This is a genomic window from Frigidibacter sp. MR17.14 (genome assembly GCF_037095735.1).
Classification (GTDB): Bacteria; Pseudomonadota; Alphaproteobacteria; order Rhodobacterales; family Rhodobacteraceae; genus Frigidibacter.
In genome coordinates, this window is record NZ_JBAWKD010000021.1 from 1 (window position 1) to 25,484 (window position 25,484).

At 69.9% G+C, this 25,484-nt stretch carries 26 protein-coding genes and 1 pseudogene; 12 read left to right on the plus strand and 15 right to left on the minus strand.

Annotation, left to right across the window (positions count from 1 at the left end):
- The 3 genes from V8J36_RS21770 to araD all read right to left on the minus strand — a co-directional run.
- Window positions 1-512, minus strand: a 512-nt coding sequence (locus V8J36_RS21770) for an aldehyde dehydrogenase family protein (RefSeq protein ID WP_336469424.1), incomplete at its 3' end; no start/stop codon positions are given.
- Between the two features lie 68 nt (window positions 513-580).
- Window positions 581-1,306 (minus strand): ribonuclease activity regulator RraA, encoded by a 726-nt coding sequence (locus V8J36_RS21775; protein WP_336469425.1) that lies wholly within the window; start codon window positions 1,304-1,306, stop codon window positions 581-583.
- A gap of 22 nt (window positions 1,307-1,328) precedes the next feature.
- Entirely contained in the window at window positions 1,329-3,065 is a 1,737-nt protein-coding gene (gene araD / locus V8J36_RS21780) for an L-arabinonate dehydratase (protein ID WP_336469426.1), read from the minus strand.
- Window positions 3,066-3,206: 141 nt separating this feature from the next.
- On the opposite strand from araD, the gene V8J36_RS21785 reads away from it, so the two are divergent.
- Window positions 3,207-3,911, plus strand: coding sequence for a GntR family transcriptional regulator (locus tag V8J36_RS21785; RefSeq protein WP_336469427.1), 705 nt, complete (start codon window positions 3,207-3,209; stop codon window positions 3,909-3,911).
- 42 nt (window positions 3,912-3,953) lie between these two features.
- Here the strand turns inward: V8J36_RS21785 and V8J36_RS21790 are convergent, their stop codons facing one another.
- The 9 genes from V8J36_RS21790 to V8J36_RS21830 all read right to left on the minus strand — a co-directional run bounded on the left by V8J36_RS21790 (window position 3,954) and on the right by V8J36_RS21830 (window position 12,845).
- Window positions 3,954-5,414 carry a sensor histidine kinase gene (locus V8J36_RS21790; protein ID WP_336469428.1) on the minus strand — a complete coding sequence of 487 codons (1,461 nt, stop codon included), beginning with the start codon at window positions 5,412-5,414 and terminating at the stop codon, window positions 3,954-3,956.
- Window positions 5,411-5,698, minus strand: a complete 288-nt coding sequence (locus V8J36_RS21795; RefSeq protein ID WP_336469429.1) for a circadian clock KaiB family protein — start codon at window positions 5,696-5,698, stop codon at window positions 5,411-5,413. Before V8J36_RS21795 ends, V8J36_RS21790 begins: the two co-directional genes overlap by 4 nt.
- Before the next feature lie 18 nt (window positions 5,699-5,716).
- On the minus strand, window positions 5,717-7,333 hold the full coding sequence (kaiC, locus tag V8J36_RS21800) for a circadian clock protein KaiC (protein WP_336469449.1): 1,617 nt from the start codon (window positions 7,331-7,333) through the stop codon (window positions 5,717-5,719).
- Window positions 7,227-8,273: a cytochrome c gene (locus V8J36_RS21805; protein WP_336469430.1), complete on the minus strand. Its 1,047-nt coding sequence runs from the start codon at window positions 8,271-8,273 to the stop codon at window positions 7,227-7,229. The genes kaiC and V8J36_RS21805 overlap by 107 nt, the downstream gene beginning before the upstream one ends.
- A 1-nt stretch (window position 8,274) precedes the next feature.
- The gene (locus V8J36_RS21810; RefSeq protein WP_336469431.1) at window positions 8,275-8,517 is read right to left on the minus strand and encodes a GMC oxidoreductase; all 243 of its coding nucleotides are present in this window, start codon (window positions 8,515-8,517) and stop codon (window positions 8,275-8,277) included.
- Between the two features lie 18 nt (window positions 8,518-8,535).
- The gene (locus V8J36_RS21815) at window positions 8,536-8,973 is read right to left on the minus strand and encodes a LacI family DNA-binding transcriptional regulator (RefSeq protein ID WP_336469432.1); all 438 of its coding nucleotides are present in this window, start codon (window positions 8,971-8,973) and stop codon (window positions 8,536-8,538) included.
- Window positions 8,974-9,098: 125 nt separating this feature from the next.
- Window positions 9,099-11,333 carry a xanthine dehydrogenase family protein molybdopterin-binding subunit gene (locus V8J36_RS21820; RefSeq protein WP_336469433.1) on the minus strand — a complete coding sequence of 745 codons (2,235 nt, stop codon included), beginning with the start codon at window positions 11,331-11,333 and terminating at the stop codon, window positions 9,099-9,101.
- The gene (locus V8J36_RS21825; RefSeq protein ID WP_336469434.1) at window positions 11,326-12,351 is read right to left on the minus strand and encodes an FAD binding domain-containing protein; all 1,026 of its coding nucleotides are present in this window, start codon (window positions 12,349-12,351) and stop codon (window positions 11,326-11,328) included. The genes V8J36_RS21820 and V8J36_RS21825 overlap by 8 nt, the downstream gene beginning before the upstream one ends.
- Window positions 12,348-12,845, minus strand: coding sequence for a (2Fe-2S)-binding protein (locus tag V8J36_RS21830; protein WP_336469435.1), 498 nt, complete (start codon window positions 12,843-12,845; stop codon window positions 12,348-12,350). The genes V8J36_RS21825 and V8J36_RS21830 overlap by 4 nt, the downstream gene beginning before the upstream one ends.
- A 110-nt stretch (window positions 12,846-12,955) precedes the next feature.
- On the opposite strand from V8J36_RS21830, the gene V8J36_RS21835 reads away from it, so the two are divergent.
- The gene (locus tag V8J36_RS21835; protein WP_336469436.1) at window positions 12,956-13,495 is read left to right on the plus strand and encodes a TetR/AcrR family transcriptional regulator; all 540 of its coding nucleotides are present in this window, start codon (window positions 12,956-12,958) and stop codon (window positions 13,493-13,495) included.
- 207 nt (window positions 13,496-13,702) lie between these two features.
- Here V8J36_RS21835 and V8J36_RS21840 read toward each other — a convergent pair whose 3' ends face one another.
- A complete protein-coding gene (locus V8J36_RS21840) occupies window positions 13,703-13,945 on the minus strand; it encodes a hypothetical protein (RefSeq protein WP_336469437.1) in 243 nt (80 codons plus the stop codon).
- A gap of 214 nt (window positions 13,946-14,159) precedes the next feature.
- On the opposite strand from V8J36_RS21840, the gene V8J36_RS21845 reads away from it, so the two are divergent.
- Window positions 14,160-14,792: a hypothetical protein gene (locus V8J36_RS21845; protein WP_336469438.1), complete on the plus strand. Its 633-nt coding sequence runs from the start codon at window positions 14,160-14,162 to the stop codon at window positions 14,790-14,792.
- A 21-nt stretch (window positions 14,793-14,813) separates the two neighbouring features.
- Here V8J36_RS21845 and V8J36_RS21850 read toward each other — a convergent pair whose 3' ends face one another.
- Together V8J36_RS21850 and V8J36_RS21855 are read right to left on the minus strand one after the other, a co-directional pair.
- The gene (locus tag V8J36_RS21850; RefSeq protein WP_336469439.1) at window positions 14,814-15,452 is read right to left on the minus strand and encodes a response regulator transcription factor; all 639 of its coding nucleotides are present in this window, start codon (window positions 15,450-15,452) and stop codon (window positions 14,814-14,816) included.
- Window positions 15,449-16,813: a sensor histidine kinase gene (locus tag V8J36_RS21855; protein ID WP_336469440.1), complete on the minus strand. Its 1,365-nt coding sequence runs from the start codon at window positions 16,811-16,813 to the stop codon at window positions 15,449-15,451. The genes V8J36_RS21850 and V8J36_RS21855 overlap by 4 nt, the downstream gene beginning before the upstream one ends.
- Before the next feature lie 141 nt (window positions 16,814-16,954).
- Between V8J36_RS21855 and V8J36_RS21860 the strand changes: the two genes are divergently transcribed.
- From V8J36_RS21860 to V8J36_RS21900, 9 genes and pseudogenes are all read left to right on the plus strand, one after another.
- Window positions 16,955-17,683 (plus strand): FadR/GntR family transcriptional regulator, encoded by a 729-nt coding sequence (locus tag V8J36_RS21860; protein ID WP_336469441.1) that lies wholly within the window; start codon window positions 16,955-16,957, stop codon window positions 17,681-17,683.
- 139 nt (window positions 17,684-17,822) lie between these two features.
- Complete coding sequence (gene kdgD / locus V8J36_RS21865; protein ID WP_336469442.1) at window positions 17,823-18,743, plus strand: 5-dehydro-4-deoxyglucarate dehydratase; 921 nt, start codon at window positions 17,823-17,825, stop codon at window positions 18,741-18,743.
- A 109-nt stretch (window positions 18,744-18,852) separates the two neighbouring features.
- Complete coding sequence (locus V8J36_RS21870) at window positions 18,853-19,986, plus strand: mandelate racemase/muconate lactonizing enzyme family protein (protein ID WP_336469443.1); 1,134 nt, start codon at window positions 18,853-18,855, stop codon at window positions 19,984-19,986.
- 5 nt (window positions 19,987-19,991) lie between these two features.
- Window positions 19,992-20,855: an amidohydrolase family protein gene (locus tag V8J36_RS21875; RefSeq protein ID WP_336469444.1), complete on the plus strand. Its 864-nt coding sequence runs from the start codon at window positions 19,992-19,994 to the stop codon at window positions 20,853-20,855.
- A 204-nt stretch (window positions 20,856-21,059) separates the two neighbouring features.
- Window positions 21,060-22,040: a TRAP transporter substrate-binding protein gene (locus tag V8J36_RS21880; protein ID WP_336469445.1), complete on the plus strand. Its 981-nt coding sequence runs from the start codon at window positions 21,060-21,062 to the stop codon at window positions 22,038-22,040.
- On the plus strand, window positions 22,040-22,633 hold the full coding sequence (locus V8J36_RS21885) for a TRAP transporter small permease (protein WP_336469446.1): 594 nt from the start codon (window positions 22,040-22,042) through the stop codon (window positions 22,631-22,633). The genes V8J36_RS21880 and V8J36_RS21885 overlap by 1 nt, the downstream gene beginning before the upstream one ends.
- 3 nt (window positions 22,634-22,636) lie before the next feature.
- On the plus strand, window positions 22,637-23,917 hold the full coding sequence (locus V8J36_RS21890; protein ID WP_336469447.1) for a TRAP transporter large permease: 1,281 nt from the start codon (window positions 22,637-22,639) through the stop codon (window positions 23,915-23,917).
- 62 nt (window positions 23,918-23,979) lie between these two features.
- Window positions 23,980-24,777, plus strand: coding sequence for an NAD-dependent epimerase/dehydratase family protein (locus tag V8J36_RS21895; protein WP_336469448.1), 798 nt, complete (start codon window positions 23,980-23,982; stop codon window positions 24,775-24,777).
- Window positions 24,778-24,875: 98 nt separating this feature from the next.
- Window positions 24,876-25,484 (plus strand): annotated as a pseudogene (locus tag V8J36_RS21900) (aldehyde dehydrogenase family protein); the annotation flags it as partial.

Genomic DNA, 25,484 nt, shown 5'->3' on the forward strand with positions numbered 1-25,484 from the left:
GCGGCGGTGTCGCCGCCGGCGGTCGAGAAGGCGAGCGGGAAGTTCGAGGCGCCGAAGACCGCGACCGGCCCGATCGGGCGCTGGACCATGCGGATCTCGGGGCGCGGAGCGGGCTGGCGGTCGGGCAGCGCCGGATCCACGCGCCGGTCGAGATAGTCGCCCGCGCGGATATGCGAGGCAAACAGCCGCAATTGCCCGGTCGTGCGGCCACGCTCGCCCTGCAGGCGGGCCTCGGGCAGGCCGGTCTCTTGCGAGCCGATCTCGGTGATCGCCTCGGCGCGCGCCTCGATCTCGTCGGCGATGGCGTCGAGAAAGGCCGCGCGGTCCTCGCGCGGCAGGTAGGCATAGGACCAGAAGGCGTCCTCGGCGGCGATGCAGGCCTGCGCGACCAGCTCGGGCGTGCCCACCGAGAACTCATGCGCGGGCCCGTGGGCCGGGTCCGAGGCGAAGCGCGCCCCGGTCCCGATCCAGTCCCCGGCGATCAGGTGCTTTCCATGCGGCGTGAAGGTCATCTCGATCCCTTCCCATTTCTCATTGGCAAAAATATCCCCGCCGGAGGCATCCGACGGCAGGGCCGGGCTCAGCGCCCGGTCTTCTCGCGCCAGGCCGCGTATTTCTCGAGGTTCTCGTCCTTCGTCGGCGGGTAGAGCCCGATGATCGCCGCGCCGTCCTGCACCTGCTCGAGCACGAAGTCCTCGAAACTTTCCATGCCGGTGCATTCCTCTGCGATTTCGTCGGCCAGATGCGCGGGGATCACCATCACCCCGTCGCCATCGCCGAGCATCACGTCGCCCGGGAACACCGCCACGTCGCCGCAGCTGACCGGCACGTTCAGGTCCAACGCCTCGTGCAGCGTCAGGTTCGTGGGCGCCGAGGGCCGCGCGTGATAGGCCGGCATGTCGAGCGCACCGATGCCCGCCGCGTCGCGGAAGCCGCCGTCAGACACCACCCCGGCCGCGCCGCGCATCGCCAGACGGGTGATCAGGATCGAGCCGGCCGAGGCCGCGCGCGCGTCCTTGCGCGCATCCATCACCAGCACCCAGCCGGGTGGGCAGGTTTCCATCGCCACGCGCTGCGGATGGTCGGCGTTGCGGAAGACGGTGATCGGGTTGCGATCCTCTCGTGCGGGGATGTAGCGCAGGGTGAAGGCCTGGCCGACCATGGTCTGGCCCTTCCATTCGACCGGCACCACGCCCTGGACGAACTGGTTGCGCAGTCCCCGCTTGTAGAGCGCGGTCGCGACCGAGGCGGTCGAGACCTTCTTCAGCTTCGCGCGGGTCGCGTCGGACAGGGTGTAATCGGTCATCGGGATATCCTTCATGGGATCCTCAGTAGATGTCGGGTTCGCCGGCGGTGCGGCCGAAGCCGGTTTCCAGGAAGTCGAAGTCGCAGCCCTTGTCGGCCTGGGTGACGTGTTTCGAGAACATCCAGCCCCAGCCGCGCTCGAACTTCGGCTCGGGCGGCGTCCACGCGGCGCGGCGGCGCGCGATCTCGGCCTCGTCGACCAGCATGTCGAGACGGCGGGCGGGTAGATCGAGGCGGACGATGTCGCCGGTCTTCAGCAGCGCGAGCGGCCCGCCGACGTAGGATTCGGGCGCGACGTGCAGCACGCAGGCCCCGTAGGAGGTCCCCGACATCCGCGCGTCCGAGATCCGCAGCATGTCGCGGTGGCCCTGCTTGATCAGTGCCTTCGGGATCGGCAGCATGCCCCATTCCGGGAAGCCCGGACCACCGAGCGGTCCCGCGTTGCGCAGCACCATCACCGTGTCGGGCGTCACGTCGAGGTCCTCGTCGTCGACGGCCTTCTTCATCTCGGGGTAGCTGTCGAAGACCAGCGCCGGGCCCTGATGGACATGGTATTTCGGGTCGCAGGCGGCGGGCTTGATCACCGCCCCGTCGGGGCAGAGGTTCCCGCGCAGCAGCGCCAGCGAGCCCTCGTGGTAGACCGGGTTCGACAGTGGACGGATCACGTCGTCATTGTAGACCTGCGCCCCTTCGAGGTTCTCGCCCATGGTCTGGCCGGTGACGGTCAGCGCGGTGCAGTCGAGCCGGTCCTCGATCTGCTTCATCAGCGCGCGCAGGCCGCCGGCGTAGAAGAAGTCCTCCATCAGGTAGTCCTTGCCCGAGGGGCGGACATTGGCGATCAGCGGCGTCTCGCGGCCGAGCTGGTCGAGATCGTCGAGGGTCAGCGCGCAGCCGGCGCGGCGTGCCATGGCGATCAGGTGGACGACGGCATTGGTCGAGCAGCCGGTGGCCATCGCGACCACGGCGGCGTTGCGGCAGGCGGCATCGGTGACGATCTTGTCGGGGGTCAGATCCTCGCGGACCATCTCGACGATGCGCCGGCCGCAGCTGGCCGACATCCGCTGGTGGTTGGCATCGACCGCCGGGATCGAAGAGGCGCCGGGCAGCGTCAGCCCCATCGCGTCGGCGATGGCGGTCATCGTGCTGGCGGTGCCCATGGTCATGCAGGTGCCGTGCGAGCGCGCGATCCCGCCCTGAACGCCCAGCCATTCCTCGTCAGAGATGTTGCCGGCGCGGCGTTCGTCCCAGTATTTCCAGGCGTCCGAGCCCGAGCCGAGGATCTTGCCGGCGTAATTGCCGCGCAGCATCGGGCCGGCGGGCAGGTAGATCATCGGCACGCCCGCGCTGATCGCGCCCATGACCAGCCCCGGCGTGGTCTTGTCGCAGCCGCCCATCAGCACCACGCCGTCGAACGGGTGCGAGCGGATCATCTCCTCGGTCTCCATCGCCAGCATGTTGCGGTAGAGCATCGAGGTCGGCTTGGTGAAGCTTTCGTCGACCGAAAGCGAGGGCATCTCGACCGCGAAGCCGCCGGCCTGCGCCACGCCGCGCTTCACGTCCTGCGCGCGTTCCCGGAAGTGGCCGTGGCACGAGTTGATCTCGGACCAGGTGTTCAGGATCCCGATCAGCGGCTTGCCGAGGTAGTCTTCCTCGGAATAGCCCAGCTGCATCATCCGGCTGCGGTGGCCGAAGCTGCGCAGGTCATCGGGCGCGAACCAGCGCGCAGACCGGAGTTCCCCGGCCATCTTCTCTTTCGCCATGATCCTCTCCTTCGCATCGGAATCGGGTCGATGCGCTCCATAGACACTAATATATTAGTTGGTCAGGCATATCAATGTAGCAATTGTCGTTGTCACGGCGCGTCACTGCGCATACCCTCGCAGGCCACGAGGGAGGCTGAGATGGTCGTGATGGCGGAAACGTTCGGGCTGCATGCCCCGCTGATGCAGGGGGGCACCACCGTGCAGCGGGTCTATGGCGACCTGCGGCGGCGGATCATCACGCTGGAGCTTGCGCCGGACACGACGCTGTCGCGCACCGATCTTTCGGACACCTACGGCGTCAGCCAGACCCCGATCCGCGAGGCGCTGCAGCTTCTGAAGCAAGAGGGGCTGGTCTTCATCTTCCCGCAATCGCGCACGGTGGTGACGCGGATCGACGTGCCGCAGATCTACGAGGCGCATTTCCTGCGGATGTCGCTGGAAACCGAGGTCTGCCGCCGGCTGGCGGCAGAAGACAGCGACGCCACCCTGTCGCGGGCGCGCTCGATCCTGCGCATGCAGGAGGCGATCTCGGACGATCCGTCACAGATCGCGATGTTCCAAGAACTCGACGAGGTCTTCCACCAGACGCTTTTCGCCGGCGTCGGTCAGATCGGCCTGAACCATCTGGTGCGCGAGCGGTCGGGCCATCTCGAACGCGCGCGCCGGCTGCACCTGCCCGAGAAGGGCAAGGTCGTCAGCATCCTCGACGGGCACAAGGCGATCATCGCGGGCATCGCCTCGGGCCGGCCCGAGGCCGCCACCGATGCGATGCGCGACCACCTCAGCCAGACCGTCTCGCGGATCGAGGCGCTGCGCCGCGAATTCCCCGACCACTTCGCCTGACGCCGGATCGACGGGGCAAGGCAGCAGCCCTGCCGGAACGGTTCAGGCGATGTCTTCGGACGGGATCGTGATGCGGCAGCGCAGCCCGTCGGGTTCGAACAGCAGTTCGGTGCCGCCGCCCGGGGCGTGCAGCATGCTCTGGGCGATGACCACGGTGCCGAAGCCTTGACGGGTCGGTTCGGTCACGGGATCGGTGACCTGCTCCTTCCAGTCGATCAGCAGGCCGCCGCCCGGCTCGGACCCGGCCGAGACCGCGATGCTGCCGCCTTCGCCCTTCAGCGCCCCGTGCTTGACGGCGTTGGTCGTCAGCTCGTGGAACAGGATGCCCAGCGCGACCGCGGCCCGCGGCGTGACCATGCGATCGAGCCCCGCCAGCGCGATGCGGCCGCGGCTGACCGAGTCGAAGGGCGCGAGCTCGGCCGCGAGGATCTCGGCGATGCCGAGCTCGGTCCAGGACTTCTGCGCCAGCAGGTTGTGGGTGGCCGACAGCGCATGGATGCGGCCGGTGAAGGACTCCATGAAATCCTCGACCCCGGTGCTGTTGCGCCGGGTGCGGCGGCTGATCGACAGCACCATCGCCAGGATGTTCTTCACCCGATGATCCAGCTCGCGCATCAGCAGCAGTTGCTGACGCTCCAGCGCCTTGCGCTGGGTCAGGTCGACCAGCGTCACCACGCAGCCTGCGACCTCGCCCTCGGCGACCATCAGCGGCGCGGCGCTGACCAGCAGGTCGTTGATCCGCGCGGTTTCCGGCGCCTGCGCTTCGAGCCCCTGCAGCGCCGCGCCGGACATTGCCTGGCGCAGCATGTCGGCGGTATCGGCGGGGGCGAGCGAGCCGGTGAAGACCAGCGGCACGATCTCGGCCAGCAGGTGGCCCACCGGGTCGCCGTCGAAGACGCCGCGGGCGGCGGCGTTGGCATGGGTCACGCGACCGGAAAGGTCGCAGACCATCACCGCCTCGTTGGCCGAGCGGATGACGGCGGCGGCGACGCGGCCGCTGCGTTCGGCCTGTTCGGCACGCTGGCGTTCCGTCAGGTCGGTCAGGGTCAGTGCGAAGCCGCGCGTCGTCCCGAGCTTGAGCGGCGCGACCGAGACCAGCGCGTGGCGCGGCCCCGCGGGCGTGGCCAGCACCACCGGCAGCCCGGCGGGATGCGCCTCGGGCGCGGCGATCATCCGCTCCAGAAGGGCTGCCATGTCGGGCGGCAGGAAGTCCGCGACCGGGTGGCCGCGCATCGCCTCGACCGGATGGCCCACCAGCCCGGCGAAGACCGCGTTGGCATAGAGCAGCCGCCCCGAGCCATCCAGCGCCGCGGCGCCGTGCTGCATCGCTTCGAGAAACACCCGGAAGGCATCCGCGTCGCCGCCGATGCTGAAGACCTCTTCTTGGTCGAGCGCCCCGACGACCAGCGCGTCGACCTCGCCTTCGCGGATCGCGCGGATCGTGTCCTCGGCCTCGCGCAGCCGGCGCTTCAGCTCGGCGAGGGCCTCGGGCGCGAGTGTCATCCCTCGACCTTCAGGCTGATCAGGACCTTTTCCTCGTCCGACAGGTCGCCGATGATCTTGCGCAGCGGCACCGGCAGCTCGCGCACCAGGGTCGGGATCGCGACGATGTCATGCTCGCGCGCGAGCTTCGGGTTCTGCCGCAGGTCGACCACGTCGATCTCGTATTCTCCCGGAACATGGGTGTCGCAGATGCGGCGCAGGTTCGCGATCGCCGTCAGGGATTTCGGCGTCTGGCCAGCGACATACAGCACAAGCTTCTTCGGGGATTTCGGGGTGTCTGTCATCGTCGGTCCGTTACTGGCTCAGGCACGGCGGCCGCGCTTGAGCGCGCTGGCGTCGTCCTTGGCTTGTTTTTGGAATTCCACTTCGGCGGTTGTCATCGCCCCAAGCTCTGCCGAGTCGGCGTCGATCTCGGCCTGCAGCGCCTCGATCTGCGCCAGCGCCTTGCGGCGGCGCTCCTCGATACGGCGGCTGCGCCGATCGATCTCGGCCAGCCGGTCGACCTCGACGCGACGCGCGCGGGCCTCGGCCACCTTGCGGGCCGAGCCCGTCAGCGCCCCGTCCTCGCCCAGATAGGGTTCCAGAAGCCGGATGCCGTTGTCGTCCATCACGAATTCCCGCACCTGGTTCGAATGCGCGGAGCCCCGCGCCTTCAGCAGGTAGAGCTCGCGGTTGAATTCGCCATTCACCTCGCGGTTCAGCATCAGGATCCAGCTGTCCATCAGCGAGGACAGGCCTGCATCGGTCATAGCGCTGTCGATCGAGCCGTGGGTGAGGTGGGTGAAGACCGCCGTGATCCCGCGATTCTTCAGATAGTCGATGACCCGCAGCAGCATCGCCTGCACCTCGGACCGGTTGCCGGTGTCGAGGAAGGCCGAGATCGGGTCGAGGATCACGATGTCGGGCCGGTGGCGGTTCACCTCGCGCAGCATCACCGCAAGATGCATCTCGAGGCTGTAGAAGGTCGGCCGCGCCGCGATGAACCGCAGCCGGCCCTCGTCGAGCCAGGGCTGCAGCTCGATCCCGATCGAGCGCATGTTGCGCGCGGCCTGCCCGGCCGATTCCTCGAACGAGAAATAGAGCGCGCGTTCGCCCTTGGCGCAGGCCGCCGCCGCGAAGCTGGCCGAGAGCGAGGACTTGCCCGAGCCCGCGACGCCCGAGATCAGGATCGACGAGCCGCGGTGGAAGCCGCCGCCGGCGAGCATGCCGTCAAGATCGGGGACTCCGCAGGAGATGCGGTCCTCCATCACCTTGTGCTCGAGCGCGAGCGAGCTGACCGGCAGCACCGAGAAGCCGTCCTCGTCGATCAGGAACGGGTATTCGTTGGTGCCATGCGCGGTGCCGCGGTATTTCACGATGCGCATGCGGCGGGTCGAGATCTGGTCCTGCACCCGGTGGTCCAGCAGGATCACGCAGTCCGAGACGTATTCCTCGAGCCCCTGCCGGGTCAGGGCGCCGTCGCCGCGTTCGCCGGTGATGACCGTGGTCATCCCCTTGTCCTTCAGCCAGTCGAACAGCCGCCGGATCTCGGCCCGCAGGATCGCGGGGTTCGAGAAGGCTGAGAACAGGCTTTCGATCGTGTCGAGCACGACGCGCTTCGCGCCGATCGAATCGATTGCCAGTTCCAGCCGCAGGAACAGGCCTTCGAGGTCGTAATCGCCGATCTCCGCCACTTCCGAGGGGTCGACGCGAATATGCTCGATGACGATCCGGTCCTGCGCGATCAGGCTGTCGAGCTCGAACCCCAGCGACGAGACGTTCGAGACGATGTCGACGGGGCGTTCCTCGAAGGTGACGAAGACGCCCGGCTCGTCATGCTCGCGCGCGCCGTTGATCAGGAAGGTCGAGGCGAACAGCGTCTTGCCGCAGCCCGCCGAACCGCAGACGAGCGTCGGGCGCCCGGTGGGCAGGCCGCCCATGGTCAGGTCGTCGAACCCGGAAATACCGGTGAGGGACTTCGAAATACCGCGCGCGCTGGACATGACCCTGCCTGCTTCTGTGCCAAAGACGGGTGATAGGACAAGCGGACCTCAGTGCCAATGAGGATTCCGCGGCCGGACCCCGGGGCCGCCGGCGCGTGGCAGCCGCCGTCGCAGGCTGCGACAGGATGCGGGGCGGGGGGCGGGGCCGGGGTGCGGTCAGGGTTCGGTCCCTGTCCGGGCCGGCTGCAGGCCCGCCGCTGACCGGGTCGGGGGTGATGTTCGGGGCATGCCAGCCGCCGACATCGCCGCCCGAAAGATAGCCCGCACCGTTGTCCTCGCCCATCAGCGCGTTGCGCGGCGAGTGGCAGGCAAAGCAATGCGCCAGCCCGTCGACAAGATACTTGCCGCGGTTCGGCCCGCCCTCGGCCACCGCCGAGGCATCCATCGGCGTCGCGCGGTTGAAGACGAGATTCCAGCCCGCCATCAGCCAGCGCTGGTCGAAGGGGAAGGACAGCGCGGTGCGCGCCGCGGGCGCCGCCTCGACCGGGGCCACGGCCTTGGTCAGGTAGGTCCAGATCGCGTGCACATCGGCATCGGGCATCGTCGCATAGGCGGTGTAGGGCATCGCCGGATACAGATGGCCGTCCGGGGCCATGCCCTCGCGCAGGGCGCGGGCGAACTGCTCTTCCGACCAGCCGCCGATGCCGAAGCGGGTCGAGGGCGTGATGTTCGAGGCGACGATCCGCCCCATCGGCGAGGCGATGGCATAGCCGCCCGCGAAGGGCGCGCCGTCGGGCTCGGCGGTGCGGTGGCAGGCGGCGCAGTCGGCGGCGGTGGCCAGGTAGCGGCCGCGCTCGATCCGCGCGGCCTCGTCCTGCGCCAGGGCGGGGCCGGCCAGCGTCACCGCAGCCAGCACGAGAAGTGAGAGTCGGGTCATCTCAGATCTCCTTGGCGATGATGTCGGCCGCGCGGATCCCCAGCGCGACGCCGGTCAGCGTCGGGTTGATCAGCCCCGAGGCCGGGATCACCCCGGTGGTGGCCAGGAACAGGTTGTCGTGGTCCCAGGTCCGGCATTCGCCGTTGACCACCGAAGTCTTCGGGTCGTCGCCCATGATCACCGCGCCCATCAGGTGGTCGCGATTCTGCCAGCCGGTGTCGCCGTCGATCACCGTCCCGCCCATGATCCGCACGAAGTTCGGCTAGGACAGGGCGGGGGCGATGGCCTCGGTCGCGTCGGCGGCGATGATCAGCCCGCGCCGCGGCACGGCCGGGCGCAGCACCGCGCGGCGCAACTGGTCGAGATTGCCCTGCGGCACGAAGGTGCGTTGGATGCGGATGTGGCGGGGAAGCTGGGCGGCGATCTGGCGGAAGCTCGCGTCGAGGCTGTGCCAGAACGGCGTCGGATTGCGCGGCAGGATCACCTCGATCGACTGCACGCCATGGGCCACGTCGGGCAGGTGGCGCCTGATCCCCAGCGCCTGCGCCGCGGCGACCACCCGGTCGCGGGTCGCGGTCGAGACGCTGCCGCGTTTGTTCAGCACCCGCTCGACGCTGGTGACGCTGACACCGGCGCGGGCGGCGATGTCCTGAAACCTGACCCCGCGCGGTCTGCCGCCCCCGGCGAGGCTGTCCCGCATTGCGTTCGCTCCGGCTCGACCCGCCACGCGCGGCGGGCGACAGGAGGTATAGCGCGCCGTGCCGCGCTGCGGCAATGGGGCTTGGTCGGGTGCCCCCGACGCGGGAATGCGCCGGGGGCAGGGGCTCAGATCAGGCTTTCGGGATGGATCGGGAAGCCGGCCGGGCGGATGCCCGTGGCGTGCCAGACCGCGTTGCCGATGGCGCCGACGGTGCCGGTCACCCCGATCTCGCCCACGCCCTTGATGCCGAGCGTGTTCACGAAGGGATCGTCCTCGTGCACGGTCAGCGCCTCGATCATCGGGGCGTCGGCATTCACCGGCACGTGGTAGCCGGCAAGGTCGTTGTTCACGAAACGCCCGGTGCGCGCGTCGTGCAGTGCCTCTTCCTGCAGCGCGAAGCCGATGCCCCAGGTCATGCCGCCCAGAAGCTGGCTGCGGGCGAGCTTCGGGTTGATGATCCGCCCGGCGGCGAAGGCACCGACCAGGCGGCTGACGCGGACCTGGCCCAGATCGGGATCGACCAGCACCTCGGCGAAGACCGCGCCGTGGCTGAACATCGCACGCGTGGGCTCGCCCTCGCGCACCCCCTTGCCCTCGCCCCGGATCAGGTCGAGCCCGGCGCGGGCGAGGATGTCCTCGTAGCTGTCCGAGCGCTCGTCGTCATTGCGCCAGAGCCGGCCGGCGCGGGCGGTGACCCCGGCGTTGCCCGCCCCGAACAGCGGCGAGGCCGGGTCCTGCGTGGCGAGGTCCGCCAGCTGGCGGATCACGTCGGCGCCCGCGTTGAAGAGCGCCGTGCCGGCGGTCGCCGTGTGGCCCGAGCCGCCGGCGATGCCCGCGTCCGGCAGGTCGGAATGGCCCGAGCGGAAGTCCAGCCGGTCGATGTCGATGCCAAGCCCGTCGGCCGCGATCTGCGCCAGCGCCGTCCAGGCGCCCTGACCCATGTCCGCGGCCGAGGTTTCGACCACGCCCGAGCCGTCGGCGCGCAGCGTGGCGTGGGCCGCGGCCTGGAACATCGGGCAGGGGAACTGCGCGGTGCCCATGCCCCAGCCCTTCAGCAGCCGGCCCTGCCGCATCTGGCGGGGGGCCAGCGGACGCGCGTCCCAGCCGAAACGCTCGGCGGCCTGCGCGTAGCATTCGCGCAACGCCTTGGACGAGAAGGCCATGCCGGTGGCGGGATCGGTCTCGGCATAGTTCTTCAGGCGGAAGGCCAGCGGGTCCATGCCCGCGGCTTCCGCCGCGGCGTCGATCGCCAGTTCCAGCGCGGCCGAGCCCGAGGCCTCGCCCGGGGCGCGCATCGGGCCCGGCGTGCCGATGTCGCCGCGCACCGCGCGATGCGTGGTGTGCAGCACCGGGGCCACGTAGACGCTGTGCGAGGCGCCCGAGGCCCCTTCGAGGAAGTGGTCGAAGGTCGAGGTGACGGTCAGCGTGTCATGTTCCAGCGCGGTGATCGCGCCCTCGGGATCGAGGTTCACCGTGACCGTCTGGCGGGTGGGGGCGCGGTGGCCGACGGGGCCGTACATCTGCGCGCGGGTCAGCACCATTTTCACCGGACGGCCGAGATCGCGCGCGGCCAGGATCGCCAGCAGCTGCGCGCCATAGACGATCGCCTTCGAGCCGAAGCCGCCGCCAAGGAACGGGCTGCGGATCGTGACCCCGGCCGCATCGATCCCGAGGAAGGCCGCGATCGTGGTCTTGGTCAGGGCCAGCGCCTGCGTCGGCGTGTCAAGCTCCAGCCGGTCGCCGTCCCAGCGGGCGGTGACGGCATGGGGCTCCATCGCGTTGTGGTATTGCGCCGGGGTCGAGACCTCGGTCACCACGTGATGCGCCGCCGTGCCGCGGGCAGCGTCGAGATCGCCCGCGCGATGGGTGGCCGGGCGGCCGAAGGCGGTGGTGTCGGTCTCGTAGGGTTCGCCCGTCTCGAAGGTCACGCGCGGGGGCTCGGCCTCGTAGCGGGGTGCGAGCAGCCGCGCGCCCTCGGTCGCGGCCTCGAGCGTTTCGGCCAGCACCATGGCGATCGGCTGGCCGGCATAGCGCACGGCGTCCGACTGCAGGGCTTCCATCTTCCAGACGAAGGGATGGATCTTCTCGTCCGGGCTGATCGCCAGCGCGGGGACGTTGGCGGGGGTGTAGACCTTCACCACGCCCGGATGCGCCGTGGCCGCCGCCACATCCAGATGGGTGACGCGACCGCGGGCGATGCCGGCGGTGGCGGCGACGGCGTAGAGCAGCCCCTCGGGCCGGGCGTCGGCGGCATAGGGCGCGGCGCCGGTGACCTTCAGGATGCCGTCGCGCCGCGTCAGCGCCTGCCCGGCGTTCGAGCCGAGCCGGACGTGGCCTTCCATGTTCATGACCTCAGCCATTGTCATCTCCTGCGAAGACGGACGCGGGCAGGGCGGGCAGCCGTTCGGGCGTGCCTGCCGCCGCGCGTTCCAGGGCGCGCACGGCGATGCGGCGCGCGAGTTCGATCTTGGCGGCGTTGTCGCCCGAGGGCCGGGCCCCCTGCAGGGCAAGCTCGGCTGCGCGGGCGAAGCTGTCGCCGGTGGCGGGCTGGCCTTCCAGCGCCTGCTCGGCGGCGCGGGCGCGCCAGGGCCGGGCCGCGACCCCACCAAGCGCCAGCCGGGCGGTGACGATGCGCCCCTCGCGGATCTCGAGCGCGGCGGCGGCCGAGACGATGGCGAAGGCGAAGGAGGTGCGTTCGCGCAGCTTCACGTAGCGGGCATGGCGGGCCATGCCGCCCGCGTCGGGCAGACGGATGTGGGTGATCACCTCGCCCGCGGCGAGGGGTGCGGGGCCGGCGCCGGTCGCGTCGGGCAGCGGGTGGAACTCGGCCATCGGCACCTCGCGCCGGCCGTCCGGGCCCGCGATCTCGACCACGGCATCATAAGCGGCCAGCGCCACGCACATGTCGGAGGGGTGGGTGGCGATGCAGCCCTCGGTCCAGCCGAGGACGGCGTGGTTGCGGGTCTCGCCGCCCAGCGCGCCGCAGCCCGCGCCCGGTTCGCGGCGGTTGCAGGGCGAGAGCGGATCCTGGAAATAGCTGCAGCGCGTGGCCTGCATGACGTTGCCGCCGGTGGTCGCGGCATTGCGCAGCTGGGCCGAGGCTCCCGACAGCAGCGCCTCTGCCAGCGCCGGATAGCGCGCGAGCACCGCCGGGTGGCGGGCGATCTGGGCGTTGCGGACCATGGCGCCGATGCGCAGGCCGCCCTCGTGCTCCTCGATCCAGTCGAGCGGCAGGCGCGAGATGTCGACGAGGCGCTCGGGCGTGGCCACGCCGATCTTCATCAGGTCGAGCAGGTTGGTGCCGCCGGCCAGAAGCGCGCCTTCGGCGCCCACCGCGGCGCCCAGCGAGTCGGCGCGGACGTAATCGAAGCGGTTCATGCCGATTTCCTTTCCGCTGCGGTGTCCATCTCGCGCGTGGCCTCCAGCACCGCCTCGGTGATGCCGGCATAGGCCGCGCAGCGGCAGATGTTGCCGCTCATCCCTTCGCGCACCCGCTCGGGGTCGAGCCCGGCCTCGCCCTCGGCGATCAGGCCCACGGCCGACATGATCTGGCCCGGCGTGCAATAGCCGCACTGGAAGCCGTCATGGGCGATGAAGGCGGCCTGCACCGGGTGCAGCTGCTCGCCCTCGGCCAGCCCCTCGATGGTGGTGATGTGCTTGCCGTCCTGCGACAGCGCCAGCGACAGGCAGGCATTCACCCGCTCGCCGTCGACCAGCACCGTGCAGGCGCCGCACTGGCCGCGGTCGCAGCCCTTCTTGGTGCCGGTCAGGCCCAGCCGCTCGCGCAGAAGGTCGAGAAGCGTCGCCCGCGGATCGTCCAGCGCGATGGTCTGCGGCGTTCCGTTGATCGTGAGGTTCAGGGTCGGTGTCATCTTTCCCTCTTTGGCAGTAAGCTGACAGGGATGCCGGAGGACCCGGCCTGGAAGTGAGAAATACGGAGGGTGCCTCCGTATTTCAAGCGGGATGACGTATGGGAAGGGAAATGGGCGAAGAGACGCCGAAGGCAAGAAAGCCGCGCGCCGACCAGTTGCGCAACCGCGAGCGCCTGCTCGAGGCCGCGCGCGAGGTCTTCCGGGGCGAGGGCGGCAGTCTCGAGGCGGTGGCGCGCACGGCCGGCGTGGGCATCGGCACGCTCTACCGGCATTTCCCCACGCGCGAGGCGCTGTTCCAGGCGGTCTATGCGCGCGAGGTCGAGGGGCTCGAGCGGCGCGCGGCCGACGAGGGTCTGGCCGACTGGATGCGCGCGGTGCTCGAGATGATGGCGACCAAGCGTGGCATGGTGGCGGCGCTGGCCCCGGTGTTCGAGCCCGACTCGACCTTCTTCAGCGAACAGTCGCAGCGGATGCGCGCGGCGATCGCGGCGCTGCATGCCCGCGCGGTGGCCGAAGGCAGCCTGCGCGACGACGTGACCAGCGACGACCTGATGCGGGTGATGATCGGGCTCAGCTATGGTCCGGGCGCGGATCCGGCCCGGGCCGGTGTGCTGCTCGAGGTGTTCCTTGACGGTCTGCGCCCGCGCTGACCGGCGGCGGCGTGATTAAAGATATTTCTTTCGTATATCTTTTGGGGCGGCTAGCGTGCCGGAAGGTGCGGAACTGCTTGCCGGCATGTGCCGCGCCCGGGGGCGGGGTTTTGCCTCGGGGGTAGGCCCCGCCCTCGTTCCGCCCTCGCGTCTCCCTCGTCTCGCGCGCTTGTGGGGGCCTGCCCCTGTGCCGCTGGACGTAGTGGGTCAGGCCTCGTCTGGTCCGCACAGGATCAGGTGCCCGGCGCGGGTGATGTAGATCAGGCCGGCCGCATTGGTCGCGACGATCTCGAGCCCCAGCAACTCTGCCAGCGCCTGTTCGTAATCCTCGGCGCGCACGCCATGCCCGATGTGGAAGGCGCGGGGATCGCGGGCGCGGTCCGGCGACGAGGCGCCGACCATGTCGAGATGCTGGACGATCGCGAGGCGAAGATGCAGCCGGTGTGGCACCGCTTCCTCCCATGCTTCGGAATATGTTCATTAACACCCCGGTCGACCGGCCTGTCCAGCACGCCGCGCGCAGGGGCCGGGATTGGCCCTTCGCCGCAAACGGTTTGCCCTTCTGCGCCGGGTCGTATCGGACCTTGGTCCGATCCGCTGGGAAGGCTTTCGTGGTGAACTGGGCGGGTGACGCAGCAGAAGGCTGTCCCAGGGAGGACCCAAGATGTTCGACGATTTCCGATCTCCGCGCCGCGCGCCCTGGCTGATGCTGACGCTCGCGGCCTTCACCGTGGCCTCGGGCGTCAGCCTGCACCGCAGCCCCGTGACCGGCGGCTGGGCCCTCGGCATCGCCACCGCGCAGGCCAAGGGTGGCAGCGATGACGGCGGCGGCGACGACCATGGCGGCGAGGCAGGCGACGACCACGACGACGATTCGGGCGAGGACGCGGGCGACGACTCGTCCCACGGGTCGGGCGGGTCAGCCGATCACGCTTCGGACGATGCCTCTGACGATGCGGCAGAGGACGCCGCAGAGGATGCCGCGGACGATCACGGCACCTCGGGCGGCGCGGATGACGGTGCCACCCATGACCTTGGCGACGATCACGGCGGGCGCAGCGGCCGTGACGGCGGCGGCCACCGCCGCGGCGGCACCGAGACCCGCGGCGACAGCCGCACCGGCGATGTCGCCCGTGTCGAACGCTCGGCCGCGGGGATCGAGGTCACCTATGCCGATGGCTGGCGCGAAGAGCTCGAGGGGGGACGTTACGAGCTGAAGGATGCCCGCAACCGCACCGTGATCGAACGCACCGCCACCGCGGCGGATATCGAGCGTCTGCGCCGCCTCGCGCGCTGACGCCCCGGCCGGGGCGGCGTCTCAGCCGTCGCCCCAGCGCCGTTGCGCCGCCAGCGCCGCCTCGGTGCGGTTGCGCAGCTGCAGCTTCTGCAGGATCTGGGTCATGTGGTGCTTCACAGTGCGCTCCTGCAGGTCCAGCCGCCGCGCAACCTCCTTGTTCGACAGCCCGCCCGCGACCAGCCGAAGGATCTCTTCCTCGCGCGGGGTCAGGCTGTCCAGCGGATCGGCCTCGGCCCGGCGCGGCGCGCGCATCCGCGTCAGCACCTTGGCGGCGAGGCTTGGCGCGACATGGCTCTGCCCCTCCATCAGCCCGTCCAGCACCGCGACCAGTTCCGCCGCGCCCACGCCCTTCAGGAGGTAGCCGCGCGCCCCGGCCTCGAGCGCGGCGAAGACCGCCTCGCTGTCTTCGGACACCGTCAGCATCGCGACGACCGGCCCCGCGTCGCCCGCGATCCGCTCCAGCGCCCAGAGCCCGCCATCGGGCATCGACAGGTCGAGGATCACCAGATCCGGCGCCTCGGCCGCGACCAGCGCCACCGCCTCGCGCCCCGACCCGGCCCGACCGCAGACCCGGTAGCGCCCGGTTTCCTCGAGCGTCCTCGCGACCCCGTCGCGGAACAGCGGATGATCATCCGCGATCACCACACGGCACAGCGTCATCCCTCGCCTCCGATCTCCATCCACAGCTCGATCCCCGGCGCGGCCGGCAGCAGGCCGAACCGGCCGCCGAGGCTCTCGATCCGGTGCCGCAGCCCCGTCAGGCCCATGCCCTCGACCAATTGCCCCGGCGCGCCCGGCCCGGCATCGCGCACGCTCACCCTCAGCGTCTCGCCCCGCTGCGCGAGCCTGACGCGAAGCCCCGCGCCGCCGGCATGGCGGCTGGCATTGTTCAGCCCCTCCTGCACGAAGCGGTAAAGGCAGATCCGCTGCGCCGCCGACAGCGGCCCCCGCGCCGCGGGATCGAGATCCTGCGCCACCGTCTCGCCGGTGCGGGCGCAATGCGCCTCGATGGCCAGCGCTGCTACCTCGGCCGGGGGGCGGCCGGCGATGTCGGGCAGCACCAGCCCGCGCGAGATCGCGCGCACCTCCTCCATCGCCTGCGCGATCGCGTCGCGCACCTCGCCGACCTCGCCATCGAGCGCGGGCGCAAGGCTGTCCAGCCGCAACGCCGCGAAGGCCAGAAGCTGCGCGGGCCCGTCGTGCAGGTCGGCGCTGATCCGGTGCAGCGCCTGCTCGGTCGCGGCGGTGGCGCCGCCCGCCGCCGCCTGCACCCGGCGGCGCAGCGCGGCATTGTGCGCCGAGAGCGCGCCCAGATCGGCCAGCTGCGCGTCGAGCCGGCGCCGCTGCGCCTCGATCGTCGCGCTGCCGCGACGCACAATGCCATAGAGCAGCAGCCCCAGCAGCAAACCGCCCGAGCCGATGCCGATCCAGGCGCTGCGCCGCGCCGCCCGCAGGTCGGCGTGCAGCGCGGGATCGGCGATGTAAAGCTCTGCCACCGCCACGATGTCGCCCGACCAGTCGGCGCGGATCGGGCTGTAGATCTCGAGCAGCGGCACCCCCATCCGTCTCTCGCCTTCGTCCTCCTCGTCGCCGACATTGTCGAAGCCTGCCGCGACCTGTCCGGCCGCTGCCTGCGCCAGTTCGTCCGAAACCGGGAAGCGTCGCCCGACCAGCGCCGGGTCCGAGGCGGCGAGGACCAGCCCGTCGGCCTGCCAGATCTTGTAGGACATCACCCGCAGCCCGACCGCGGACTGGGTCAGGATCTCGGTCAGCGCGCCGCGGGCGGCGGCCGACTGCTCGCCGGGGCGGGCGAGGTCCTCGCCGAAGGGCGCGAGGAAACTGTCGAGATACAGAACCGTCGTCGCCGCCGCGTTGCGCACCACGCTGCGCTCGATCCGGGCGGTGACGAAGGTGCCCGTGGCCAGCGCCGCGGTCAGCAGCACGAAGCCCCCCGCAAGCGCGAAGCGGGTGGCGAGCGTGGTCCCGGACCACAGGGAGGTCAGGCGGTGCGGCAGCGACATGGGCGCAGTATCGCGCGGATCCCGGGCGCGCGACACTCGGACTGAAGTCCGGTCGGCGGCAGCGGCGGCCAAGACAGGTTTCCATGGCGCGCAAAATTGGTATGATGAATTTCAATAGGAGCCAGACAGGACCAGACCATCGTGGACAAGCCGGCCACCCCCTCCGCCCGCCCGCGCAGCGGCACCCTCGTCGCGCGCATCGCCGAGACGCTGCGCGCCGAGATCGCCTCGGGCGCCGTGCAGCCTGGCGACCGCCTGCCCAGCGAGGGCCAGCTGACCCAGGCCCATGGTGTCAGCCGCACCGTGGTGCGCGAGGCGATCGCGGCGCTGCGGTCGGAAGGCCTGGTCGAGGCACGGCAGGGCGCGGGGGTCTTCGTGCTGGCGCCCGCACCGCAGGCCCCGGCGCCGTTCCGCAACCTCGATCCGCAGCGCGTGTCCTCGACGATCGAGCTGCTGGAGCTGCGCACCGCGGTCGAGGTCGAGGCCGCAGCCATTGCCGCCCAAAGGCTTACGCCGGCGCGGGAAGAGGCGATCCTTGATGCCAACGCCCTGTTCCGCGCCTGCGTGGCCGAGGGCCGGCCGACCGGCGAGGCCGATTACCAGCTGCATCTCGCCATCGCCGAGGCGACCGGCAACCCGCGCTTCGCCGAGTTCCTGCAGATCATCGGGCCGGGGATCATCCCGCGCAGCGCGCTCAGGCAGGACGAAAGCGCCGACCCGGCCCCGCGCGGCTATCTCGAGCAGATCCGCGGCGAGCATGACGACATTGTCGCGGCGATTCTCGACCGCGACGAGACCGCGGCACGCGAGGCGATGCGCGTGCATCTGAAAGGCAGCCAAAGCCGGTACCGCGCGCTGCTGCGCCAATGATCGCGCCCGAACGTTTCCGGGGGTTTGGATGCGCCTCGACAAAATTCATCATACAAGTTGTTGACAGGCGTCAGTCAGGTGGATTACTCCCCTGACAAGCCCGGAGGGAACGGGCGCGCAGCTCTAGGAGGAGGCCGCAATGGATCCGCAAGCACTGAAATCCGCCCTCGGCTCGGGACTGCTGTCCTTCCCCGTGACCCATTTCGATGCCGAAGGCCGCTTCGCCCCCGAGCCTTACAAGGCGCATGTCGACTGGCTGTCGGGCTATGACGCGCCGGTCCTGTTCGCGGCCGGCGGCACCGGCGAGTTCTTCTCGCTCACCCCGTCCGAGATCCCCGCGATCGTCTCCGCCGCCATCGAGGCCGCGGACGGGCGCACCGCGATCGTCTCGGGCTGCGGCTACGGGACCGAGATCGCCAAGGACATCGCGCGCTCGGTCGAGAAGGTCGGCTCGACCGGCATCCTGCTGCTGCCGCATTACCTGATCGATGCGCCGCAGGAAGGGCTCTATGCCCATGTGAAGGCGGTCTGCGACGCGACCGGCATGGGCGTGATGGTCTACAACCGCGACAACGCGGTCCTGCAGGCCGACACGCTGGCCCGGCTCTGCGATGCCTGCCCGAACCTGATCGGCTTCAAGGACGGCACCGGCGACATCGGCCTCGTGCGCCAGATCACCGCCAAGATGGGCGACCGGTTGATGTACCTGGGCGGCATGCCCACGGCGGAGCTTTTCGCCGAAGCCTATCTGGGCGCGGGCTTCACCACCTATTCCTCGGCGGTGTTCAACTTCGTGCCGGGCCTCGCGGTCGAGTTCTACCGCGCGCTGCGTGCCGGCGAGCGCGCCACCTGCGAGCGGATACTGAACGAGTTCTTCTATCCGTTCATGGCGATCCGCAACCGCTCGAAGGGCTATGCGGTCTCGGCGATCAAGGCGGGCGTGCGGGCGCAGGGCTTCAAGGCCGGCGCGGTGCGGCCGCCGCTGAAGGACCTCGACGCCGAGGAGATGGCGATGATGGAGGCGCTGATCGCGCCCTACCGCCGGAAGATGGCCGCCTGACGGTGGCGGCTTGAGGCTGACGGGCGGGGAGGGGGCTCTGCCCCCGTCCCTGCGGGACTCCCCCGGGATATTTTCGCCAATGCGAAAGCCGGGGACGGGAGGAAGACTGATGAAGATCGCGGCCGTCCGCACCCATCTGCTGGACCATCGGCTGGAGACGGCCTTCGAAAGCGCCTCGATGCGCTTCGACCGGCGCAGCCATGTGCTGGTCGAGATCGAATGCGACGACGGCACCGTGGGCTGGGGCGAATGCCTGGGGCCGGCACGGGCCAATGCCGCGGTGGTCGCGGCCTATGCGCAATGGCTGGTGGGGCAGGACCCGCTGCAGACCGAGAAGATCTGGGCCACGCTCTACAACGCGCTGCGCGACCAGGGGCAGCGCGGGCTGACGGTCACGGCGCTGTCGGGGATCGACATCGCGCTGTGGGACATCAAGGGCAAGCATTTCGGGGTGCCGGTCTCGGTGCTGCTGGGCGGGCGGTTCCGCGAGGAGATCCGCGCCTATGCGACCGGGTCCTTCAAGCGCGACGGCGTCGACCGGGTCGAGGACAACGCGGCCGAGATGGCGGCGCGGGCGGCCGAGGGCTTCCATGCCTGCAAGATCAAGATCGGCTTCGGCGTCGCCGAGGATCTGCGCGTGGTCCGCGCGGTGCGCGAGGCGATCGGGCCCGACATGCGGCTGATGATCGACGCCAACCACGGCTATGACGCGATCGAGGCGATCCGGCTGGGGCAGGCGGCGGCGGAACTGGACATCGACTGGTTCGAGGAGCCGGTGGTGCCCGAACAGCTGGCCGCCTATCGCGAGGTCCGCGCCCGCCAGCCGATCCCGGTCGCGGGCGGCGAGACCTGGCACACGCGCTGGGGCTTCCGCGAACCGCTGGAAACGCGGGCGGTCGACATCGCCCAGCCCGACCTTGCGGGCTGCGGCGGCTTCACCGAGGCCAGGCGCATCGCCGATCTGGCGGCGCTGCACGGGGTGCGGGTGGTGCCGCATGTCTGGGGCACCGCCGTCCACATCGCCGCGGCGCTGCAGTTCATGGCCGCCATGGTGCCCTCGCCGGTGCGGGTCAATCCCATTGAGCCGATCATGGAGTTCGACCGCACCCACAACCCGTTCCGCCAGGCCATCGTCACCCGTCCCATCGAGCATGTCGCGGGCGTCGTTGCGATCCCCGACGGCCCCGGCCTCGGGATCGAGATCGATCGCGCGGCGCTGGCCGCATTCGCGCCGAAGGAGTGAGCCCCATGATGTTGCGCAAGCTGAGCGGCGAGAAACCCGCCTTCGTTCTGCCGAAGGGCACCGTCGACACGCAGATGCACATGTACCTGCCGGGCTTCCCGGCACAGCCCGGCGGCCCCGGCCTGCCGCCTGATCCGCTGCCCGACGCCGAGGCCTACCGGCAGGTCATGGGCTGGCTGGGCATCGACCGGGTCGTGATCACGCAAGGCAACGCGCATCAGGCCGACAACGGCAACCTGCGCGCCTGCCTGGCCGAGATGGGCGATATCGCGCGCGGCGTCGCGGTGATCTCGGGCGAGACGTCAGAGGCCGAGATGGCCGACCTCGCCGCGGCGGGTGTCGTCGGTGCGCGGATCATGGATCTGCCGGGCGGCGCGCTGGGGCTCGATGCGCTCGAGGCGGTCGATGCCCGCGCGGCTGCGGCCGGCTGGATGATGGCAGTGCAGTTCGACGGCAACCGCATCCTCGAGCTGGAACCGCGGTTGGCCGCGCTGAAATCGCGCTGGGTCTTCGACCATCACGGCAAGTTCTTCGCTGGCGCCGGCGCGGCCGAGATCGCGGCGGTGAAGCGGCTGATCGACGCCGGGCGCTGCTGGTTCAAGTTCGCGGGCGTCTACGAAAGCTCGCGCACGGGCGCGCCGGACTATGCCGACGTGGCCGAGGTCGCGCGCGAGATCGCGACCCATGCGCCCGAGCGGATCGTCTGGGGCACGAACTGGCCGCACAACCTGGCCAAGACCGCTGCGGAATACCCCTGCGACAAGGCGCTGACCGACACGGTGCTGGGCTGGTTCCCGGATGCCGCGGCGCGGAGCCGCGCGCTGGTCGCGAACCCGCAGGAGCTGTTCGGATTTCCGCCGGTCGTCTGACCGGGGGGGCAGGGGGCCGGGGCTGTTCCCGGCCGGGTAACGAGTGGGACCGCACCGGGGAGGAGACGCCGTTCACGCGAACGGTGCCCCGGGACGGGACCGACGGGAAGGGAGCGGGGCGGCGGAACGGCCCCCCGGTAAGGTCCGGTCCCCTGCGGGCGGCCGGTCGAAGCGAGGCCCGAACGGGCTGCATGGGAGGACGACATGAGGACTTACCTGACCACTTTCGCGGCGCTGGCCGCATCGACGCTGATCGCCGGTGCCGCGGGCGCCTGCGAGACCACGCTGCGCTCTGCCGACACCCATCCCGACGGCTATCCGACCGTCGAGGCGGTCAAGCAGATGGGCAAGATCCTGGAAGAGAAGACCGGCGGCCGGCTCTGCATCGAGGTCTTCCCCTCGTCGCAGCTGGGCGAAGAGAAGGACTCGATCGAGCAGACCCAGTTCGGCGTGATCGACATGGTCCGCGCCAGCTTCGGGCCCTTCAACAACATCATCCCAGAAACCCAGATCGTCTCGCTGCCCTACATCTTCCGCTCGGAAGAGCACATGCATGACGTGATGGACGGTCCGATCGGCGACGAGATCATGGCCGCCTTCGGCGAGCATGACCTGGTGGGCCTCGCCTTCTACGACGGCGGCTCGCGCAGCTTCTACAACTCGCAAAAGCCCATCAAGACCATCGACGACCTGAAGGGCATGAAGTTCCGCGTCATGCAAAGTGACGTCTTTGTCGACATGATGGACGCGCTGGGCGCCAACGCGACGCCGATGCCCTATGGCGAGGTCTATTCCTCGATCCAGACCGGCGTCATCGACGGCGCGGAAAACAACTTCCCCTCCTACGACAGCTCGGGCCATGCCGAGGTGGCGAAGTACTTCACCAACGACCAGCACCTGATCATGCCCGAGATCCTCGCGATGTCGAAATCGAGCTGGGACAAGCTGACGCCCGAGGATCAGGCTGCGGTGAAGGAGGCGGCCAAGGCCTCTGTCCCCGTCATGCGCGATCTCTGGGCCAAGCAGGTCAAGGCCTCGGAAGACAAGGTCGTGGCCGGCGGCGCCGAAGTGATCATGGACGTGGACAAGCAGCCCTTCATCGACGCGATGAAGCCGGTCTACGCCAAGTATGTGACCACGCCCGAACTGCAGGACTTGGTCAAGCGCATCCAGGACACCAAGTGATGAGCGCGCGCCCGCACATCCCCGGGACCACGCCCGGCTACGGCGGCCCCCATGCGCGGGCCGCGAACCCTCTGCGCCAGGCGATGGAACGCCTGGCGACCCTTACCGGCTGGCTGGCCACGATCGCGCTCTGGGTCGCGGGCGTGGGCCTCGTGATGATGACCTGCTTCGTCTTCGGCCAGGTGGTGTTCCGCTACGTGCTGAACTCGTCGCTGCAATGGGCAGAACCGGGCTCGGTCCTGATCATGGGCTGGTTCATCTTCCTGGGCGCCGCGGTCGGCATCCGCGAGGGCTATCACCTGTCCTTCGACGTGCTCCTCTACGTGCTTCCGAACTGGCTGAAGCCGATCCTGCACTCGATCTCGGACGCCGTCGTCGGCGCCTTCGGCTGGGGCATGGTCTGGTACGGCCTGCAGCTGTCGGAAAAGGCCGCCTCGAACGTGATCCCCGGCCTCGGCGTCAGCCGCGCCTGGGACTTCGCGCCGATCGTCGGCGGGGGCGCGCTGCTGCTGCTGTTCTCGGCCGAGCGCATCCTGCGCCGCATCGCCGGCCTGCCCACCGTCCGCTTCGGCGACGACGCGATCGAGGAATAAGCCATGGAACTCGTGGTCCTGTTCGGAAGCTTCGTCTTCCTTCTGCTGATCGGCACGCCGGTCGCCTTCTGCCTCGGCGTGTCGAGCTTCGCGACCGTGCTCTACCTAGGCCTGCCGCCGGTGGTGGTGTTCCAGCGCCTGAACTCGGGCGTCTCGGTCTATGCGCTGATGGCGATCCCGTTCTTCATCTATGCCGGCGATCTGATGGTGCGCGGCGACATCGCCCGCAGGCTGGTGGCCTTCGCCGCGGCGCTCGTCGGCCACATGCGCGGCGGCCTCGGTCAGGTCAACATCGCGGCCTCGCTGATGTTCGGCGGCGTCTCGGGCTCGGCCACCGCCGATGCCTCGGCCGTCGGCGGGCTGATGGTGCCGCAGATGAAGGCGCGCGGCTACGGCGTCGACTATGCGGTGAACATCACCGTCGTGTCGTCGATCATCGCGCTGATGATCCCTCCCTCGCACAACATGATCATCTACTCGATCTCGGCCGGGGGGCGGATCTCGATCGCGGACCTCTTCACCGCGGGGATCGTGCCGGGCTTCATGCTGGCGCTCTCGCTGATGGTCGCGGCCTGGCTGGTGGCCAAGCGCCGCGGCTACCCGCGCGAGCCTTTCCCGGGCTGGGCGATGCTGGGCACGCTGTTCTTCTCGGCCGTGCCGGGGCTGATCCTGATCGCGATCATCTTCGGCGGCGTGCGCTCGGGCGTTTTCACCGCCTCCGAAAGCTCGAACATCGCGGTGATCTACGCGCTGGGCGTCACGCTGCTGGTCTATCGCAGCCTGTCGTGGTTCGACTTCAAGGAAGCGACGCTGGCCGCGGTGCGCACCACCGCGATGGTGCTGATGGTGATCGGCTCGGCCGCCTGCTTCGGCTGGCTGCTGGCCTACCTGAAGGTGCCGACGCAGATGGTCGAGTTTCTGCAGGGCTTCTCCGACAACCCGATCGTGATCCTGCTTCTGATCAACGTGATGCTGCTGATCCTTGGCACCTTCATGGACATGTCGCCGCTGATCGTGATCACCACGCCGATCTTCCTGCCGGTGGCGCAGGCCTTCGGGGTCGATCCTGTCCACTTCGGCGTGATCCTGATCCTGAACCTCGGCATCGGGCTTTGCACGCCGCCGGTGGGATCGGTGCTCTTCGTCGGATGCGCGGTGGGGCGCATCGGCATCGGCCAGGTGATGAAGTCGATCTGGCCCTTCTATGCCGCGGCCTTCGTCACGCTGATGCTGGTGACCTACATCCCGGCCCTTTCGCTCTGGCTGCCCGGCGTCTTCCGCTGAGCTGACCGCAATTCCCGCCGGACCCGCATCCCGGGCCCGGCGGTCCGACGTTCGGAGGACCCATGCTGAAGAAACTGCTGATCACCGGCGCCGCTGGCGGCCTTGGCCGCGCGATGCGCTCCCGCCTGGGCGAGGTGGCCGAGACGCTGCGCCTGGCCGACATCGTCCCCGTCGCGGACCCCGGCTCGAACGAAGAGGCCGTGACCTGCGACCTGGCCGATGCGGCCGCGGTGCGGGCGATGGTCGCGGGCTGCGACGGGATCGTGCATTTCGGCGGCAAGTCGGTCGAGGGCGATTTCGCCACGATCCTGAACGCCAACATCCTCGGGCTCTACAACCTCTACGAGGCCGCGCGGGCCGAGGGAGTGGGCCGCGTGCTCTTCGCCTCGTCGAACCACACGATCGGCTTCTACCGGCAGGATGAGTGGCTGAAGACCACCGACCCGATGCGCCCCGACGGGCTTTACGGCGTGTCGAAATGCTTCGGCGAGGCGCTGGCCTCGATGTATCACGACAAGTTCGGGATCGAGACGGCGATCGTGCGGATCGGCTCGTGTTTCGAAGAGCCGATGAACCACCGGATGCTGGCGACCTGGATGTCCTTCGACGACTGCGCCGCGCTGATCGGCTGCATCTTCCGCGCACCGCGGCTGGGCTGCCCGGTGATCTGGGGCGTGTCGGACAACGACCAGAAGTGGTGGGACACGGCCTCGGCCGCCGCGATCGGCTGGCGCCCGAAGGACAATTCGGAACGGTTCCGCGCGGCGCTGGACGCGAAGATGGAGCGGCCGGCCAAGGATCACCCGAACGCCGTCTACCAAGGCGGCATGTTCACCCAGGAACCGATCCACGGAGCCTGAGCGCCCGTCACGTCGCCTGCCACGCCGCCGCGCGGGCTCTGCCGTCGGATGCCTCCGGCGGGGATATTTTTGCCAATGAGAAATGGGAAGGGATCGAGATGACCTTCACGCCGCATGGAAAGCACCTGATCGCCGGGGACTGGATCGGGACCGGGGCGCGCTTCGCCTCGGACCCGGCCCACGGGCCCGCGCATGAGTTCTCGACCGGCACGCCCGAGCTGGTCACGCAGGCCTGCATCGCTGCCGAGGACGCCTTCTGGTCCTATGCCTATCTGCCGCGCGAGGACCGCGCGGCCTTCNACCGGCACGCCCGAGCTGGTCACGCAGGCCTGCATCGCTGCCGAGGACGCCTTCTGGTCCTATGCCTATCTGCCGCGCGAGGACCGCGCGGCCTTCCTCGACGCCATCGCCGACGAGATCGAGGCCCGCGCCGAGGCGATCACCGAGATCGGCTCGCAGGAGACCGGACTGCCCGAGGCCCGTCTGCAGGGCGAGCGTGGCCGCACCACCGGGCAGCTGAGGCTGTTTGCCTCGCATATCCGCGCGGGCGACTATCTCGACCGGCGCGTGGATCCGGCGCTGCCCGACCGCCAGCCCGCTCCGCGGCCCGAGATCCGCATGGTCCAGCGCCCGATCGGGCCGGTCGCGGTCTTCGGCGCCTCGAACTTCCCGCTCGCCTTCTCGACCGCCGGCGGCGACACCGCCGC